Below are 14,601 nucleotides of genomic sequence, written 5' to 3' on the forward strand. Positions count from 1 at the left end.
CACGATCGTTCACAAAAGCGCGTTTTGCGCTACACTCGTCACACGCCCTGATTCAGTATGAAGGTCCTCGATTTACAGTGCCCGCGCGGTCATCGGTTCGAAGGCTGGTTCGCTTCCGCCGATGAGTTCGACGCGCAGTTGTCCCGCAAGCTGGTCGAATGTCCGGTGTGCGGGACGACCGAGATCAACCGGATGCCGTCGGCGCCGCGCCTGAACCTGTCGGGCGCGACGCAGGCGCAGCCGGCCGATCCGCGTGCGCTGCAGGCGCAGGTGATGCGCGCGCTGCGCGAGGTGCTGGAGAAGACCGAGAACGTGGGCGAGCGCTTCGCCGAGGAAGCGCGGCGCATCCATTACAACGAGGCGCCGGCACGCAGCATTCGTGGCGTCACGACGCCGGAGGATGCGCAATCCTTGGCCGAAGAAGGCATCGACGTGATGCCGCTGCCGATTCCTGCCGCGCTGAAAGAACCGCTGCAATGACGTACGCAGTGTGTCCTTGGCCGGGCCGGACGGCCGCGGTCAGGAGACACTGCGCATGGATCTGGATTATTCCCCCGCCGACGACGCATTCCGCGTCGACGTCCGCGCCTGGCTGGAGGCCAATCTGCCTCACGCACTGCGCGCCAAGGTACTCGATCACAAACGACTCGACCGCGAGGACTTCGCGAGCTGGCACCGGATTCTCGGCCAGCGCGGCTGGTCCGCGCCCGCGTGGCCGGCCGAATACGGCGGCCCGGACTGGAACGCGACGCAGCGGCACATCTGGGACGAGGAGTGCGCACGCATCGGCGCGCCGACCGTGCTCCCGTTCGGCGTATCGATGGTCGCGCCGGTGCTGATGAAATACGGCAGCGAAGCGCAGAAGCACCACTATCTGCCGCGCATCCTCGACGGTACCGACTGGTGGTGCCAGGGCTATTCCGAGCCGGGCTCCGGATCGGATCTCGCATCGCTGCGCACGCGCGCCGAACGTCATGGCGATCACTACGTCGTCAACGGCCAGAAGACCTGGACGACGCTCGGCCAGTACGCGGACATGATGTTCTGTCTCGTGCGCACCGATCCGGCGGCGAAGAAGCAGGAGGGCATCTCGTTCCTGCTGATCGACATGAAGACGCCCGGCATCACGGTGCGCCCGATCATCACGCTCGACGAGGATCACGAAGTCAACGAGGTGTTCTTCGAGGACGTGAAGGTGCCCGTCGAAAACCTCGTCGGCGATGAAAACCGCGGATGGACCTACGCGAAATACCTGTTGGGCCACGAGCGAACCGGCATTGCGCGCGTGGGTGCGTCGAAGCGCGAGCTCGCGTTCCTGAAGCGCGTGGCGTCGAACCAGCGCAAGAACGGCAAGCCGTTGCTTGCCGATCCCGTGTTCGCCGCGAAGGTCGCGGCGCTCGAAGTCGAGTTGATGGCGCTCGAGGTGACGGTGCTGCGCGTCGTGAGCCGCGAGACGAGCGGCAAGGGGCCGGGCCCCGAAGCGTCGATGCTGAAGATCAAGGGCACCGAGGTGCAGCAGGCGCTCACCGAGCTGATGTTCGAGGCGATCGGGCCGCTCGCCGCGCCGTTCGACGTTCCGTTCCTCGAGGGCGAGCGCGAACACAGCAGCGCGGGCGACGACGATGCTGCGCCGCTCGCGGCGTACTACTTCAATTACCGGAAGACGTCGATCTACGGCGGTTCGAACGAGATTCAGAAGAACATCATCGCGCAGATGATCCTGGGGCTGTGATCAGGGAACGGAGACAACCATGGATTTCAGCTTTACCGATGAGCAGCAACAGTTCGGCGACGCGCTGCGCCGTTATCTCGGCGAGCAATACGGTTTCGACGCGCGCCAGGCCATCGTGCGCAGCGATGCCGGTGTGTCGGACGCACAATGGGACGCATTCGCGGAGCTGGGCCTGACCGCGCTGCCCGTGCCGGACGCACAGGGCGGATTCGGCGGCGGCCCGGTCGACATGCTGGTCGTGATGCAGGCGCTCGGCCGCGCACTCGTGGTCGAGCCGTACTGGGCGACGGCGGTCGGCGTCGAGGCGCTGCGTGTCGCCGGGGCCGGCACGGCAGACGATGCCGCGCTGCTGGAAGCGGTCGCACAAGGGCAGAAGCGCCTGGCCGTGGCGTTCCACGAACCGCGGGCGCGCTACGACCTGTACGAACTCGATACGCATGCGCGCGAGCAGGGCGGCACGTACCGGCTGACCGGCGCCAAGTCGGTCGTTCAGCACGGGGCGCAGGCGCATGCGTGGATCGTGCCCGCACGCGTCGACGGCGGCGGCATCGGCCTGTTCGTTGTCGAGCGCGATGCCGCGGGGGTGAAGCTCGTCGACTACCGGACGATCGACGGCCAGCGCGCCGCGACGATCGAGTTGCATGAAACACCCGCGCGGCAGCTGACGGGCGGCGCACGCGATGCGGCCGCACTCGAGCAGATTGCCGATTACGCGACCTTCCTGCTCTGTGCGGAAGCGGTCGGTGCACTCGACGAGCTGAACCGCGCGACGGTCGAATACACGAAGACGCGCGAACAGTTCGGCGTGCCGATCGCGCGCTTCCAGGCACTGCAGCACCGGATGGTCGACATGCTGATTCACGCGGAGCAGGCACGCTCGCTGACTTACCTGGCCGCGGTGCGTTACGCGGGCGGCGATGCCGATGCGCGGCGCAAGGCGGTTTCGGCCGCGAAGGCGAGGGTCGGCGCTGCCGCGCGCTTCGTCGGCCAGCAGGCCGTGCAACTGCACGGCGGCATGGGCGTGACCAACGAGGTCGCCGCCGCACACCTGTTCAAGCGGCTGTCGATCATCGAGACGACACTGGGCGACACCGATCATCACCTTGCGCGCATCGCGGCCCTGCCGGATTTCGCGCAGACCGACGTGGCATGACGGCGACGCGCAAGCGCGCCAGAGGAGATAGACAGTGGGTATCAGTTACGAGGATCTGGAAGTCGGCAGTACGACCGAAATCGGCCGCTACACGTTCGAACCGGACGACATCAAGGCGTTCGCGCAACGTTACGATCCGCAACCATTCCACCTCGACGAAGAGGCCGGCAAGGCATCGCCGTTCGGTGGACTGGTTGCGAGCGGCTGGCATACGTGTTCGGTGTTCATGAGCCTGCTCATCAAGAAGCTGGGACCGGATTCGACCAGCATGGGCTCGCCCGGCATCGACTCGATCCGTTGGCTCAAACCCGTGCGCGCCGGCGACACGATCACGATGTACCAGAAGGTCCACGACAAGCGCGTATCGGCGAGCAAGCCCGATCGCGGCATCGTGTCGACGGAGTGGATCGGCACCAACGGTGCCGGCGACACGGTGATCACCGTGCATACCAAGGTGATCTTCGGGCTGCGTCATCCGCAGGGAGCCGGCGCATGACGGACGTGACATTGCCGCTGATCGCGTCGACGCAAGCGCTGCATGAGCGGATCGGCGCGGAACCGCTCGCGAGCGGCTGGGTCGAGATCGACCAGCATCGGGTCGACGGTTTCGCCGATGCGACCGGCGATCACCAGTGGATTCACGTCGATCCCGAGCGCGCGCGGCGCGAGTCGCCGTTCGGCGGCCCGATCGCGCACGGCTTCCTGACGTTGTCGCTGATTCCCGCGCTGATGACCGATGCGATGCGCTTCGAGCAGAAGATGGGCGTGAACTACGGACTGAACCGTGTGCGGTTCCTGAAGCCGGTGCCGGTCGGCGCGCGCGTGCGCGCGCTGTTCGCGGTGAAGGAAACCGCGGCGGCCGCACAGGGCGGCGTGCAGGTGACGTGGTCGGTGTCGGTACAGGTTGAGCGTCCGGACACGCCGTTGCTCGTTTGCGCGGCGGAATTCATTACGCTGCACTACTTCTGACGCGCGCGGCGGCATCGACGGATGCCGCCGCGTCGCACGGCGCGTGCTTCTTCAGTGCTTCGCGTATTGCGTCGCGCCGAAGAGCATCTCGCGTGCCTTGTCGTCCTGCAGCGGCTTGCGCAACGATGCGAGCACTTCAACGCCGCGCTGCACGGCCGGACGCGCGGCAATCGTTTCGTGCCAGCGTTTCACGTTCGGCAGTTCGTCGAGCACGATGCCCTGGTTTTGCCACGAACGCGTCCAGGGGAACGTCGCAATGTCCGCGATCGTGTACGTGTCGCCGGCGAGATAGGCGGATTCGCCGAGGCGCTTTTCCATCACGTTGTATAGGCGCTTCGCTTCGTTCGTGTAGCGATTGACCGCATAGTCGATCTTCTCCGGCGCATACAGCCGGAAGTGATGCGCCTGCCCGAGCATCGGGCCGACGCCGCCCATCTGGAACATCAGCCATTCGAGCGTCGCGTAGCGCGCGGCCGGCTCGGTCGGCAGGAATTTGCCGGTCTTTTCCGCCAGGTACATGAGGATCGCGCCCGATTCGAACAGCGAGATCGGCTTGCCGCCGGGGCCGTCCGCGTCGACGATCGCGGGGATCTTGTTGTTCGGGCTGATCGTCAGGAATTCGGGCTTGAACTGGTCGCCCGCACCGATATCGACCGGATGCACACGATACGCGAGGCCCGTTTCCTCGAGCATGATGTGTACCTTGTGGCCGTTCGGGGTCGCCCAGCTGTAGACGTCGATCATCGTCAACTCCTTTATTGCATGCGCGAAAACGGCGCCGACAGGGCGCCGCGACAGGCGGTCATTAGAGCATGGATCGATACGGGCTGCAGGCGTCGGAAACGTGCGGCCACACGTCTGCGCGCGTGTGTCGCCGCCGCGGCGGCAACGCCGTTGGAACGGCGGAAGCGCGCCGGATCAGCGCTTGTAGCGTGGCTGGCGTTTCTCGAGGAATGCAGTAATGCCTTCGAACGCGTCCGCGTGATGCAGTGACGCGACGAAGTGATCGCGCTCGGAGCCGAGATGCGCATCGAGCGGCTGCGCGGTCGCATCGTCGAGCAGCGACTTGATGCGCGTAAGCGCGTTCGGCGAGATGCCGGCAAGCGAGTCGGCCCACGCGAGTGCGTCGGACAGTGCGGCCCCGGGCACGGCGAGCCGATTGACGACGCCGAGCGCATGCAGGCGTTCGGCCGCGACGGGCTTGCCCTCGAACAGGATTTCGGCGGCGAGCGCACGCGGCAGCGCGCGCGCAAGGAACCACGAGCCGCCGCCATCGGGCGTGAGGCCGACGCGTGCGTACGACATCACGAACTTCGCGTCGTGCGCGGCAACGATCAGGTCGCACGCGAGCGCGAGCGAGAAGCCCGCGCCGGCCGCCGCACTTTCGACTGCCGCGATCACGGGTTTCGTCGCTGCGCGAATCGCCGTGATCCACGCGCCGAGCTGCTCGATGCTGTCGGCCTGGTAGGACGGATCCTTCGAGCGGTTGTCGAGCAGCCGGTTCAGGTTGCCGCCCGCGCAAAAGAAACGGTCGGCCCCCGTGAGCACGACGGCGCGAATCGCGGGATCGCGCTCGGCGGTGGCGAGCGCTTCGACGCCGGCCGCGTACATGTCGGGATGCAGCGCGTTGCGCGCGCCGGGATTGGATAGCGTGAGGACGAGCGTCGATTCGCTCTCGGGCGGACGCGAGGCCAGCAGTTCAGCACTCATTCGAGCGTGTCTCCATCGGATGGCGAGGCTGCGGTACCGCATGTTACGCGGGCTCGTGCGCAACCCCGTGAGGGTGCCGCCGCAGCGGATGTATGGTTGTCGTGACGGACGCGAAACTGCTTTAGACTAGCACGAACGTGCTTTTCAGCGCGACGCATCCCGATGCGGCCGCCATCACCGCGGCCGCGCTTCAGCAACGAAGGAGACTCCGATGCTACAGCTGTGCGGTATTCCGTTGTCCAACTACTACAACAAGGTGAAGTTCGTCCTGCTCGAGCATGACATCCCGTTCGAGGAATCGGCATGCAGCCTGCCGATCAGCGATCCGGCACTGCTCGCCGATTCGCCGCTCGGCAAGATTCCGTTCTTGAAGACGGAAGAGGGCGCGCTGTTCGAGTCGCAGGTGATCATCGAGTATCTGGCGGAGCGCTATCCCGACAAGGCCATTTTTCCGGCCGGGCCGTTCGCGGCCGCGAAGGTGCGCGAACTCGTCGAGACGCTCGAGCTTTATCTCGAATGGACCGCGCGCGAGGTCTATACGGAAGCGTTTTTCGGCGGCAAGGTCAGCGACGGGATGAAGGCGCACGTCGAGAAGCGCCTGCCGCGCGCGATCGATGCATTCAAGCGGATGGCGCAGTTCTCGCCCTACGTGCTCGGCGACACATTCAGTCTTGCGGACATTGCCGCAGCGATCCATCTGCCGGTGATCGGAATGGCGACGAAGGCCATCTTCGGCCGAGATTTCCTGCTCGACGCCGGTATCGACTGGAAGGCGCACGCGAAGCTGGTCGGCGAACGGCCGGCCGCACAGCGCGTGGCGGCCGATCGCAAGGCCTACGTCGAGGCAACCAGCGCCGCGCGTTCGTAAGCGCGACCCGGGCGCGGCACGGGCAGCGCCTCGCTGCCCTGCTACCCGGACTTACAGGCGCGCGAGCCGTTCGAGTGCGGACGCGAGCGTGCTTTCCTGTTTCGCGAAGCAGAAGCGCACGACGCCCGATTCGTGCGACTCGTGATAGAACGCCGACACCGGAATGGCCGCCACGCCGATTTCCGACGTGAGCCACTTCGAGAATTCCGCTTCGGGCAGGTCGCTGATCGCCGAATAATCGACGCACTGGAAGTACGTGCCCGTGCACGGCAACAGCTTGAAGCGCGTGCGCTCGAGGCCGGCGCGGAAGAAGTCGCGCTTTTTCTGGTAGAAGTCGGGCAGCGTCAGGTACGGTGCAGGGTCGCGCAGGTAGTCGGCGAGCCCGATCTGCATCGGCGTGTTCACCGTGAACACGTTGAACTGATGGACCTTGCGGAACTCCGCGGTCAGCGCGGCAGGCGCCGCGACATAGCCGACCTTCCAGCCCGTCACGTGATAGGTCTTCCCGAAGCTCGACACGATGAAGCTGCGCGCGGCCAGTTCCGGGTAGCGTGCGACGCTTTCGTGCCGCGCGCCGTCGTAGACCATATGTTCGTACACTTCATCCGACAGGATCAGCACGTTGGTGCCGCGCACGATCTCCTCGAGCTTGCGCATGTCGGCCTCGCGCCACACGGTGCCGGTCGGGTTGTGCGGCGTGTTGATCATGATCATCCGCGTCTTCGGCGTGATCGCGGCGGCCAGGCGATCGAACGGGATCGCATAGTCGGGCGCTTCCAGCGTGACGAACACGGGCTTGCCGCCGGCGAGCTCGATCGACGGCAGATAGCTGTCGTAGGTCGGTTCGACGACGATCACCTCGTCGCCGGGATGCACCGCGCACAGGATCGCCGTCAGCAGTGCCTGCGTCGCGCCGGCCGTCACCGTGATCTCGGTGGCCGGATCGTAGCGCCGCCCGTAGACCCGTGCGATCTTGTCGGCGATCGCATCGCGCAACGGCGCGACGCCGGCCATCGGCGGATACTGGTTGTGACCATTGCGCATCGCGGCCGCGACCGCGTCGAGGATGCGCGGGTCGCAATCGAAATCCGGGAAGCCCTGGCCGAGATTCACGGCGCCTTTCTCGGCGGCGAGCGCGCTCATGACCGTGAAGATCGTGGTGCCGACGTTCGGCAAGCGCGAGGGGAAAACGGGAGTCGTAGGCATGGCGGATGGAGCGTTCATCGATACGGTCGCAAGCGGGTGGCGCCGGGCCCGTCAGGCCGGCGTGGTAGGGGTGGCCGACGCGGCATCGAGCGCGCAGGCTTCGGCAAACGGCGCGGGCTGCGCGATCCGGAAGCCGAAGTCGCGCGCGGTGCGCTTCGCGAGCTTGAGCAGCGCACGGTCCTTCGACACGAGCCAGTCGGCCTGCGCGGCGCGCGCGAGCTCGAGAAACTTCTGATCGTCGCGGTCCTTGCACTTCGGCAGCGGCGGCGCGTCGGCGTCGACGGGCGGCGGCTCGACGAGGCTCGCCAGGCGGGCGACGGTCGCGAGCGCTTCGGCCTTGTCGATCGCGCGCGCCTCGAATTGCGGGTAGTCGAGCACGAGTTGGAGTTCGTTCAGGCAGCGGCCGTCGATCACGGCGGCCAGCGTGCCACGTTCGAGCGCAGCCCGGATCGGGCGTGTGGCAGGGTCGTCGAATACGAGTATGTCGATCCAGACGTTCGAGTCGAGCACGACGCGATGTGCGGCATGCGGGGCGAGGGAGCGGGTCATTCGTTACAATCGGTGGTTTTCGTCTGACCGCAAGGCACGGCGTGCCAGCGAGCCTCTATGATAATCGTTCTCTCCCCAGCCAAATCCCTCGACTACGATACGCCCGCCCACGTCCCGTCTTACACGAAGCCTGCATTCGTCGACGATGCGTCGGAACTGATCGACGGCCTGCGCAAGTTGTCGCCGCAGGACATCTCGACGCTGATGGACATCTCCGACCCGCTCGCGCGGCTGAACTTCCAGCGCTACGCGGACTGGTCGCCGACCTTCACGACGGCCAATGCGAAGCAGGCGGTGCTCGCGTTCAACGGCGACGTGTACGAAGGGTTCGATGCCAAATCGCTGTCGGCCGCCGATCTCGACTATGCGCAGCAGCACGTGCGCGTGCTGTCGGGCCTGTACGGGCTGCTGCGTCCGCTCGACCTGCTGCAACCGTACCGGCTCGAGATGGGTACCCGTTTCGCGAACGCGCGCGGCAAGGACCTGTATGCGTTCTGGGGCGACCGGATCACGCGGGCACTGAACGAGCAGCTCGAGACGCGCAGCGGCGCGGCGCGGGTGCTGGTCAACTGCGCGTCGACCGAGTACTTCAAGTCGGTGAAGCCGAAACTGCTGGCCGCGCCCGTCGTCACGCCGGTGTTCGAGGACTGGAAGGGCGGCCGTTACAAGATCATCAGCTTCCACGCGAAGCGCGCGCGTGGCCTGATGGCGCGCTATATCGTCGAGAACCGCATCGCGGAGCCCGCGGCGCTGAAGGATTTCGCGGTGGAAGACTACGCGTTCGATGCCTCTGCGTCGAACGATTCGACTTACGTATATCGCCGGCGAATCGGCGAGTGACCAAGTCGGCCGTTCACGAGACGGCCGACGCATGCATGAGGCCGGACACGCGGCAAACCGCCCGTTCCGGTCGACAACTTTGCATGGGACCGGAGTCAGTGCTGAAGCACCAACTTCGGTCGACACTGGAGAGACAGATGACCCTTTCGATCACCAGCAATTTCGACGCGGGCGCCATCGACGTCGTGGCGTGCGACAGCCCGGACGCGATCCGGCTGCGCGTACGTGGCGACAATCGCTCGGAATTCGCGCAATGGTTCTACTTCCGCCTGACGGGCGCGCGTGGCGAGCGATGCGTGATGTCGTTCGAGAATGCGGCCGAATGCGCGTATCCGTCGGGATGGCGCAACTACGGGGCGGTCGCGAGCTATGACCGGGTCGACTGGTTCCGCGTGCCGACGACGTTCGACGGCAAGACGATGACCATTGACCATACGCCCGAGTTCGACAGCATCTACTACGCGTATTTCGAGCCGTATTCGGAAGAGCGCCATGCGGCGTTCCTCGGCGCGGTCCAGCAGTTGCCGCAGGCGAGTGTCGTCGAACTCGGCCGCACGGTCGAAGGCCGTCCGATGTCGCTGCTGACGCTCGGTGCGCCGGAAGTCGATGGTGCACCGAAGAAGAAGGTGTGGATCATCGCGCGCCAGCACCCGGGCGAGACGATGGCCGAGTGGTTCGTCGAAGGGCTCGTCAAGCGGCTGGCCGGATGGGGAGACTGGGCGGGCGATCCGGTGGCGCGCAAGCTGTACGACCGCGCGACGTTCTATATCGTTTCGAACATGAATCCGGACGGCAGCGTGCACGGCAACCTGCGCACCAACGCGGCGGGCGCGAACCTGAACCGCGAGTGGATGGCGCCCGATGCCGAGCGCAGCCCCGAAGTGCTGGCCGTGCGCGATGCGATCCACGCGATCGGCTGCGACATGTTCTTCGACATTCACGGCGACGAGGATCTGCCGTACGTGTTCGTCGCGGGTTCGGAGATGCTGCCGAGCTTTACCGAGCAGCAGGGCAAGGAGCAGACCGCGTTCATCGATGCGTTCAAGGTCGCGAGCCCGGATTTCCAGACCGAGCATGGCTATGCGGCGAGCAAATACAAGGAAGACGCGCTCAAGCTCGCGTCGAAGTACATCGGCCATCAGTTCGGCTGTCTGTCGCTGACGCTCGAGATGCCGTTCAAGGACAACGCGAACCTGCCCGACGAGCGGGTCGGCTGGAACGGCGAGCGGAGCGCTGCACTCGGCGCGGCGATGCTGGCCGCAATTCTGGTGCACGTCGAGACGTTCGCGTAAGCGCATCGTCGTCGATATGAAAAAAGCCGGCGCATCGCGTGATGCGCCGGCTTTTCAGCTTTTGTCGTTGCCGCTCCGTCGTATCAGGACTTCTTCACGGTTTTCTTCTTCACGGCTTTCTTCTGGCCGCTGGAATTCTTCGTTGCGACGGCTTTCTTGCCGGTGCGGCCGGATGCCTTGGCCTTACCGCGGTGCGACTTGCCCTTGAACTTCTTCGTCGACGACGACGGGCGCTCGACGCGCGGCTTCAGCGGCGGCACGGGATCGTTCCAGGTGAACGCAAGCATTTGCTGACCGACATAGCCGCAGCGGAATTTCAGCGGTGTCGGGTCGCTGCCGTCGCTGTGGACGCCGAGGCCATCCACTGTGACGATGTTGTCGACTTTCACGCGCTGCTTGCCCTCGTCGAACGAGTCGTTCCACGGCGTGATCGTCGCGTTGCCGCTTGCGAACGCGTTCGGCGCGAAGTCGACGCGGTCGAAGGCCGACGACGTGCTGGCGATGAAGCTGCCGTGCGCCGCACAATCGGCGACGATCGGATCGGCATGCATCTCGTTGACGAATTTGTTGATCAGTTCGGAGCGCTGGTCGAGGAGGTCGGCGAATACCGGTGCCGGAAGCGCAAGCGACAGGCCCGCGACACAGGCTGCCAGCTTGCCGAGCGCCCGGAAAACCCGGAGCGAGGCAGGTGAGCTGTCCATCTGGTTATTGGTGAGGAGCGAATGAGGCATCGGGCACGTATAGATGCCCGATGAAGAACAGGAGTTCAATCTTAGCGTAAAAAACTTGTGCGGCAGTAGATGCCGCACTCTCCCGCGCCGCGCAAACAGATCGCCGCGTGCAGCGATCGCATCGGAACCGGTGCGTTCAGGCGCGCGGGCCGCCGAGGCGATAGCGCCGAACGTCGAACGTTGTGACCCACGCCGGGCGATAGACGGCGATGAGCGCGGTGGCCATGCCGGTGAACCACGCTTCGCCGAGCGCGAGTAGCGCGGTGTTCAGCAGATAGCCGGCAGGAATCACGACGGGCACGCCGTCCGCAAGCGCCAGCTGAACACCGGCCGCGGCCCCGGCGACCGCGGCGATCGCGATGGCCGGTGACAGGAATCCCTGGCCGGTGATGAACGACGCGAGGTTGTGCGGGAGCCATGCGATCGCGGCGCGTTGCAGCAACGCGGACACGGCGACCGGTAGCGCGCCGTAAATCAGGTAGGTGAGGCCGATGCCTTGCCACGGCGCATCGAAGACGATCGCTGCGACGGCCGTGACGGCACCCATCGCGATCAGCGCAAGCGTCCAGTCGAACAGCGTGACGAGCAGCGTCGCGCCGAGCAGGTGCATGACGATGCCGTCCTCGAGCCACGCATTCGAGGCCCAGAGCACCGTGATCGCGGTGACGAGCGCGAGCCACACGTGCTGGAGCGTTGCGTCCTGCAGCCGGACGAAGGGACGATTCCAGAGCGCGAGCGCGAGCAGCGCCACGGCGGCGATCCAGCCGCCGATGCCAACCCAGAGCGGAAGCGGTGTGAAAAGAAAACCCATGCGTCCATATTACTCGTTGAGCATCAAAGGTGGGAATCCGCGAATGTCGACCGTCGCAATATCGATACTGGCCGGTCAGCGCTCGCGCCGAAACCGCGCCGGCGGTTCGGCCGCGAGCGGCAGGTCCCGAGTGCCGGCATTCGCGGCCGGCAACGGGTATGGACGGTCGTTCCGTTGCGTGCGCAGCGGAACCGGGCCGCGTTCGCCGATGGCGGGCTTGCTTGCACGATCACGGTTCGCCAGCAGCACCTCGAGATGGGGTGACAACCAGCCGTTGTAGATCGCGACTGCGGCGGCGCGGTTTGCCGCGCCCAGCTGCTGGAAGATGCTGGCGAGGTGGATCTTGACGGTGCCTTCGCTGATGCCGAGCGTGCGGGCGATCATCTTGTTGGTGCTGCCCATATGGACGAAGCGCATGATCTGCGCCTGCCGCGGCGACAGGAGGCCGCTTGGCGGGCGGCGCGGCAGCGATCCGGCGAGCGTCTGGAAATGGGCGTCGTGACGTGCCGCGGCGGCGGAGGGCAGCAGGCTAAGCGCGATCGGCGGGATGTAATGGCCACCCAGCAGAACCATTTCGAGCGCCCGCACGATCAGGTGCGGCCGTGTGGAGTGCGGGATCACGCCCGCGACGCCATAGTTGTAGAAGCGCTGGATGGCCTCCGGCGTGGATTCGTCGATCAGAACCGCGGCGGGTGTCGGCGAGCAGGCGCTGCAGAGCGCCTGGAGTTCGCTGTGCCGGCCGACGTCCAGCCAGTCGATGGCGACGAGGTCGAAACGTTGGGTGCGCAGCAGCCGGCGCGCCTGGAAACCATCGGGCGCATCGTTGATGCTGGCGTGACGGTCGATCTGCCGCAGCAGGGCCTTCAGTCCGTCACGCCGTTCGGCGTCTGAGTTCAGCACCAGGAACCGCATATTCAACCTCCGTAAGGTGAGTCATTGAGCTGCCATCGGCACGCGTTGGATCCGATAATGACAAAGACCTTACACGATGTCTGCTTGGCTGAAAGGCTTAGGAAAAGTCTGAAATTTCGAGTGCGGGAAATGCGGGCGAGAAAAAAGCCGCTCCGGCTGGAACCGGGAGCGGCTTCGTCGGGCAGACTCAATGGGCCTGCGGTACACGATCAGTGAAAGTGCGGTTGGGCGGGCGAAGCGTCTTCCGGCATTTCCGCATGGACGATTTCGCCGAGCGGATCGGCATAGAGCGGCACGCCGCAGTCGTCGCAGTATTCGGGCTCGAAGCGGCCTGCGTGCCGGCGGACGTCGGTTACACCGCATTCCTTCAGCAGGCTCACGATCTCCTCGAGCGGCCCTTCGATCGGTGCTTCGCCTTCGAGCGTCGCGCTGTCGATCGACACGTCGCCGTTTTCACGGCCGTAGAGCGGCCACACGACGCCATAGATCACGTCGTTGCTGGCACGTCGCGTGAAGCCGACGCGATACTCGTCGATCCGGCGCTCGCCGAAGCCGGCGACCACCGCGCGCAGTTCTTGCGGTGCCGCACCAAGTGTGTCGAAAAGATAACGGATGGCCGTTCGGACCGTGTGCGGACGGATGCGCTCGTCCGCATCACGGCATGCCGAATAGTACGCGTCCGGAAGCAGGCATTCGAACTCGCAGCCGGGGAGGGCAGCCGACAGGTTAGGGCCGCCCTGGGCGGTCCATTGCTCGAGACACTGGCCGCGTTCGATCCGGTTGCCGTGCTCTTCTTCCTGCCAGCGGAACAGCGGTGCGCCGGCCGGCGCGGCGACGACGGCGAGCAGGAAGCGCGGGTCGGCCAGGATCGGCGAGGTTTCGGGCAGGTCGCCGAAGCTGAGCTTGGCGGCGTGCTGGCCGAGCGCCGCATGCGCGAGCTGCTGGGCGAGCCGGTAGGTCTCGACATGGTGGCGCGGCAGCTGGTCGATGCTGTACAGGAACGGGGCCAGCCCGACGAGCGTGCCGGTGGCGAGCACGTGCGCCTGCAGGTGCGCGCGCAGTGCGTCGGCGACATCGCCTTTCAGCGGGCCCGACGGAATCATGTAGCGCGTCCACGCGAGAACGGGAACGGCGACCAGCAGCGCATCGTACGGCTGGCCGTCGTGCTCGATCACCATCGATTCACTGTGCGTCTCGGCCATGTCGGCGAGTGCGCCATAGGCATCGGGGTGGTTCTGCTGCAGATGGTCGAGTGCTGCGTCGAGCGTGGTCTGGTTGCCGTTGCGAACAATCTTGGCGAGCAGCGCATCGAGCTTCGCTTCCCAGAAGCGATCCTCGATGCGACTGCCCGAGGCGAAGAGCGCAAGCGACAGGCCGACCAGTTTGTCGGCGTCGGGGGGGAGGCGTTTGGCGATTCGCTGGCGCATATTAAATACGTATAGAAAGAGGCGAAGAACCTCATATTCTAGTCCGTTCTTTGCACCATAAGCGGTCTCGTGCTGCGGCATGGCCGGAAGGCCGAATCGGCGGGGATGAAGGAAAAAATCCATCAAACCCCCTTGCGCGATGGCCGGGAGCTGCTTAGAATCACGCCTCTTTCGCGCTAACGGAAACGCGGCGCGGAGGAAGAAGGGAAGCGGTGCGGTCGAGGGCTGGTTGTAGAGCCCCGGCGCACACGAAGTTGAACCCCAGTCGTCGCAACGAAGTCGTTAAAAAAGTTGTTGACGAACTGAAAAAGACGGTTCATAATTTCGCTTCTATGCTGCTGAAAACGCAGCGCTGCTGAGAAACTTCAGGTTTCTCGCAGAAATGCTCTTTAAAAATTAAC

General features: G+C 65.3%; 16 protein-coding genes. 8 read left to right on the forward strand and 8 right to left on the reverse strand.

Translation table 11 applies throughout. The annotated features are described in order from the left end of the window. The first annotated feature begins 57 nt into the window (after positions 1-57). The 5 genes from DIE06_RS13310 to DIE06_RS13330 are packed head-to-tail and all read left to right on the forward strand — an operon-like array spanning position 58 to position 3,854. Positions 58-480: a DUF1178 family protein gene (locus DIE06_RS13310; protein ID WP_124661814.1), complete on the forward strand. Its 423-nt coding sequence runs from the start codon at positions 58-60 to the stop codon at positions 478-480. Positions 481-535: 55 nt separating this feature from the next. Beyond that, positions 536-1,732, forward strand: coding sequence for an acyl-CoA dehydrogenase family protein (locus DIE06_RS13315; RefSeq protein WP_124661815.1), 1,197 nt, complete (start codon positions 536-538; stop codon positions 1,730-1,732). Positions 1,733-1,751: 19 nt separating this feature from the next. Next, positions 1,752-2,885 (forward strand): acyl-CoA dehydrogenase family protein, encoded by a 1,134-nt coding sequence (locus DIE06_RS13320; protein WP_124661816.1) that lies wholly within the window; start codon positions 1,752-1,754, stop codon positions 2,883-2,885. A gap of 34 nt (positions 2,886-2,919) precedes the next feature. After that, positions 2,920-3,381 carry a MaoC family dehydratase gene (locus tag DIE06_RS13325; RefSeq protein ID WP_124661817.1) on the forward strand — a complete coding sequence of 154 codons (462 nt, stop codon included), beginning with the start codon at positions 2,920-2,922 and terminating at the stop codon, positions 3,379-3,381. Further along, positions 3,378-3,854: a MaoC family dehydratase gene (locus DIE06_RS13330; protein WP_124661818.1), complete on the forward strand. Its 477-nt coding sequence runs from the start codon at positions 3,378-3,380 to the stop codon at positions 3,852-3,854. The genes DIE06_RS13325 and DIE06_RS13330 overlap by 4 nt, the downstream gene beginning before the upstream one ends. Positions 3,855-3,905: 51 nt before the next feature. Here DIE06_RS13330 and DIE06_RS13335 read toward each other — a convergent pair whose 3' ends face one another. Beyond that, positions 3,906-4,598, reverse strand: a complete 693-nt coding sequence (locus DIE06_RS13335; RefSeq protein WP_124661819.1) for a glutathione binding-like protein — start codon at positions 4,596-4,598, stop codon at positions 3,906-3,908. Between the two features lie 174 nt (positions 4,599-4,772). Next, positions 4,773-5,564 (reverse strand): oxepin-CoA hydrolase, alternative type, encoded by a 792-nt coding sequence (locus DIE06_RS13340; protein WP_124661820.1) that lies wholly within the window; start codon positions 5,562-5,564, stop codon positions 4,773-4,775. Positions 5,565-5,775: 211 nt separating this feature from the next. Here DIE06_RS13340 and DIE06_RS13345 point away from each other — a divergent pair, with 211 nt between their 5' ends. Then, complete coding sequence (locus DIE06_RS13345; protein WP_124661821.1) at positions 5,776-6,432, forward strand: glutathione S-transferase; 657 nt, start codon at positions 5,776-5,778, stop codon at positions 6,430-6,432. A 51-nt stretch (positions 6,433-6,483) separates the two neighbouring features. Here the strand turns inward: DIE06_RS13345 and DIE06_RS13350 are convergent, their stop codons facing one another. Both DIE06_RS13350 and DIE06_RS13355 read right to left on the reverse strand, forming a co-directional pair. After that, on the reverse strand, positions 6,484-7,656 hold the full coding sequence (locus tag DIE06_RS13350) for a pyridoxal phosphate-dependent aminotransferase (RefSeq protein WP_124661822.1): 1,173 nt from the start codon (positions 7,654-7,656) through the stop codon (positions 6,484-6,486). Between the two features lie 33 nt (positions 7,657-7,689). Further along, positions 7,690-8,187, reverse strand: a complete 498-nt coding sequence (locus DIE06_RS13355; protein ID WP_124661823.1) for a putative toxin-antitoxin system toxin component, PIN family — start codon at positions 8,185-8,187, stop codon at positions 7,690-7,692. 57 nt (positions 8,188-8,244) lie between these two features. On the opposite strand from DIE06_RS13355, the gene yaaA reads away from it, so the two are divergent. Further along, the gene (gene yaaA / locus DIE06_RS13360) at positions 8,245-9,027 is read left to right on the forward strand and encodes a peroxide stress protein YaaA (protein WP_124612557.1); all 783 of its coding nucleotides are present in this window, start codon (positions 8,245-8,247) and stop codon (positions 9,025-9,027) included. A 137-nt stretch (positions 9,028-9,164) separates the two neighbouring features. Continuing rightward, complete coding sequence (locus DIE06_RS13365; RefSeq protein WP_124661824.1) at positions 9,165-10,319, forward strand: M14-type cytosolic carboxypeptidase; 1,155 nt, start codon at positions 9,165-9,167, stop codon at positions 10,317-10,319. Positions 10,320-10,402: 83 nt separating this feature from the next. Here the strand turns inward: DIE06_RS13365 and DIE06_RS13370 are convergent, their stop codons facing one another. The 4 genes from DIE06_RS13370 to DIE06_RS13385 form a co-directional block, all read right to left on the reverse strand. Next, complete coding sequence (locus DIE06_RS13370; protein WP_124661832.1) at positions 10,403-11,050, reverse strand: BspC domain-containing protein; 648 nt, start codon at positions 11,048-11,050, stop codon at positions 10,403-10,405. Positions 11,051-11,186: 136 nt separating this feature from the next. Continuing rightward, entirely contained in the window at positions 11,187-11,861 is a 675-nt protein-coding gene (locus DIE06_RS13375) for an energy-coupling factor ABC transporter permease (protein WP_124661825.1), read from the reverse strand. A gap of 75 nt (positions 11,862-11,936) precedes the next feature. Then, a complete protein-coding gene (locus DIE06_RS13380; protein ID WP_124661826.1) occupies positions 11,937-12,773 on the reverse strand; it encodes a response regulator transcription factor in 837 nt (278 codons plus the stop codon). Between the two features lie 209 nt (positions 12,774-12,982). Then, a complete protein-coding gene (locus tag DIE06_RS13385; RefSeq protein ID WP_124661827.1) occupies positions 12,983-14,200 on the reverse strand; it encodes a DUF2863 family protein in 1,218 nt (405 codons plus the stop codon). Between the last annotated feature and the right edge of the window lie 401 nt (positions 14,201-14,601).

The organism is Burkholderia sp. Bp8998, from assembly GCF_003854235.1.
Classification (GTDB): Bacteria; Pseudomonadota; Gammaproteobacteria; order Burkholderiales; family Burkholderiaceae; genus Burkholderia.

Coding starts and splice junctions, on each gene's coding strand:
- DIE06_RS13310 (WP_124661814.1), top strand. CDS start 58: ATGAAGGTCCTCGATTTACAGTGCCCGCGCGGTCATCGGTTCGAAGGC.
- DIE06_RS13315 (WP_124661815.1), top strand. CDS start 536: ATGGATCTGGATTATTCCCCCGCCGACGACGCATTCCGCGTCGACGTC.
- DIE06_RS13320 (WP_124661816.1), top strand. CDS start 1,752: ATGGATTTCAGCTTTACCGATGAGCAGCAACAGTTCGGCGACGCGCTG.
- DIE06_RS13330 (WP_124661818.1), top strand. CDS start 3,378: ATGACGGACGTGACATTGCCGCTGATCGCGTCGACGCAAGCGCTGCAT.
- DIE06_RS13335 (WP_124661819.1), bottom strand. CDS start 4,598: ATGATCGACGTCTACAGCTGGGCGACCCCGAACGGCCACAAGGTACAC.
- DIE06_RS13340 (WP_124661820.1), bottom strand. CDS start 5,564: ATGAGTGCTGAACTGCTGGCCTCGCGTCCGCCCGAGAGCGAATCGACG.
- DIE06_RS13345 (WP_124661821.1), top strand. CDS start 5,776: ATGCTACAGCTGTGCGGTATTCCGTTGTCCAACTACTACAACAAGGTG.
- DIE06_RS13350 (WP_124661822.1), bottom strand. CDS start 7,656: ATGAACGCTCCATCCGCCATGCCTACGACTCCCGTTTTCCCCTCGCGC.
- DIE06_RS13355 (WP_124661823.1), bottom strand. CDS start 8,187: ATGACCCGCTCCCTCGCCCCGCATGCCGCACATCGCGTCGTGCTCGAC.
- yaaA (WP_124612557.1), top strand. CDS start 8,245: ATGATAATCGTTCTCTCCCCAGCCAAATCCCTCGACTACGATACGCCC.
- DIE06_RS13365 (WP_124661824.1), top strand. CDS start 9,165: ATGACCCTTTCGATCACCAGCAATTTCGACGCGGGCGCCATCGACGTC.
- DIE06_RS13370 (WP_124661832.1), bottom strand. CDS start 11,050: ATGCCTCATTCGCTCCTCACCAATAACCAGATGGACAGCTCACCTGCC.
- DIE06_RS13375 (WP_124661825.1), bottom strand. CDS start 11,861: ATGGGTTTTCTTTTCACACCGCTTCCGCTCTGGGTTGGCATCGGCGGC.
- DIE06_RS13380 (WP_124661826.1), bottom strand. CDS start 12,773: ATGCGGTTCCTGGTGCTGAACTCAGACGCCGAACGGCGTGACGGACTG.
- DIE06_RS13385 (WP_124661827.1), bottom strand. CDS start 14,200: ATGCGCCAGCGAATCGCCAAACGCCTCCCCCCCGACGCCGACAAACTG.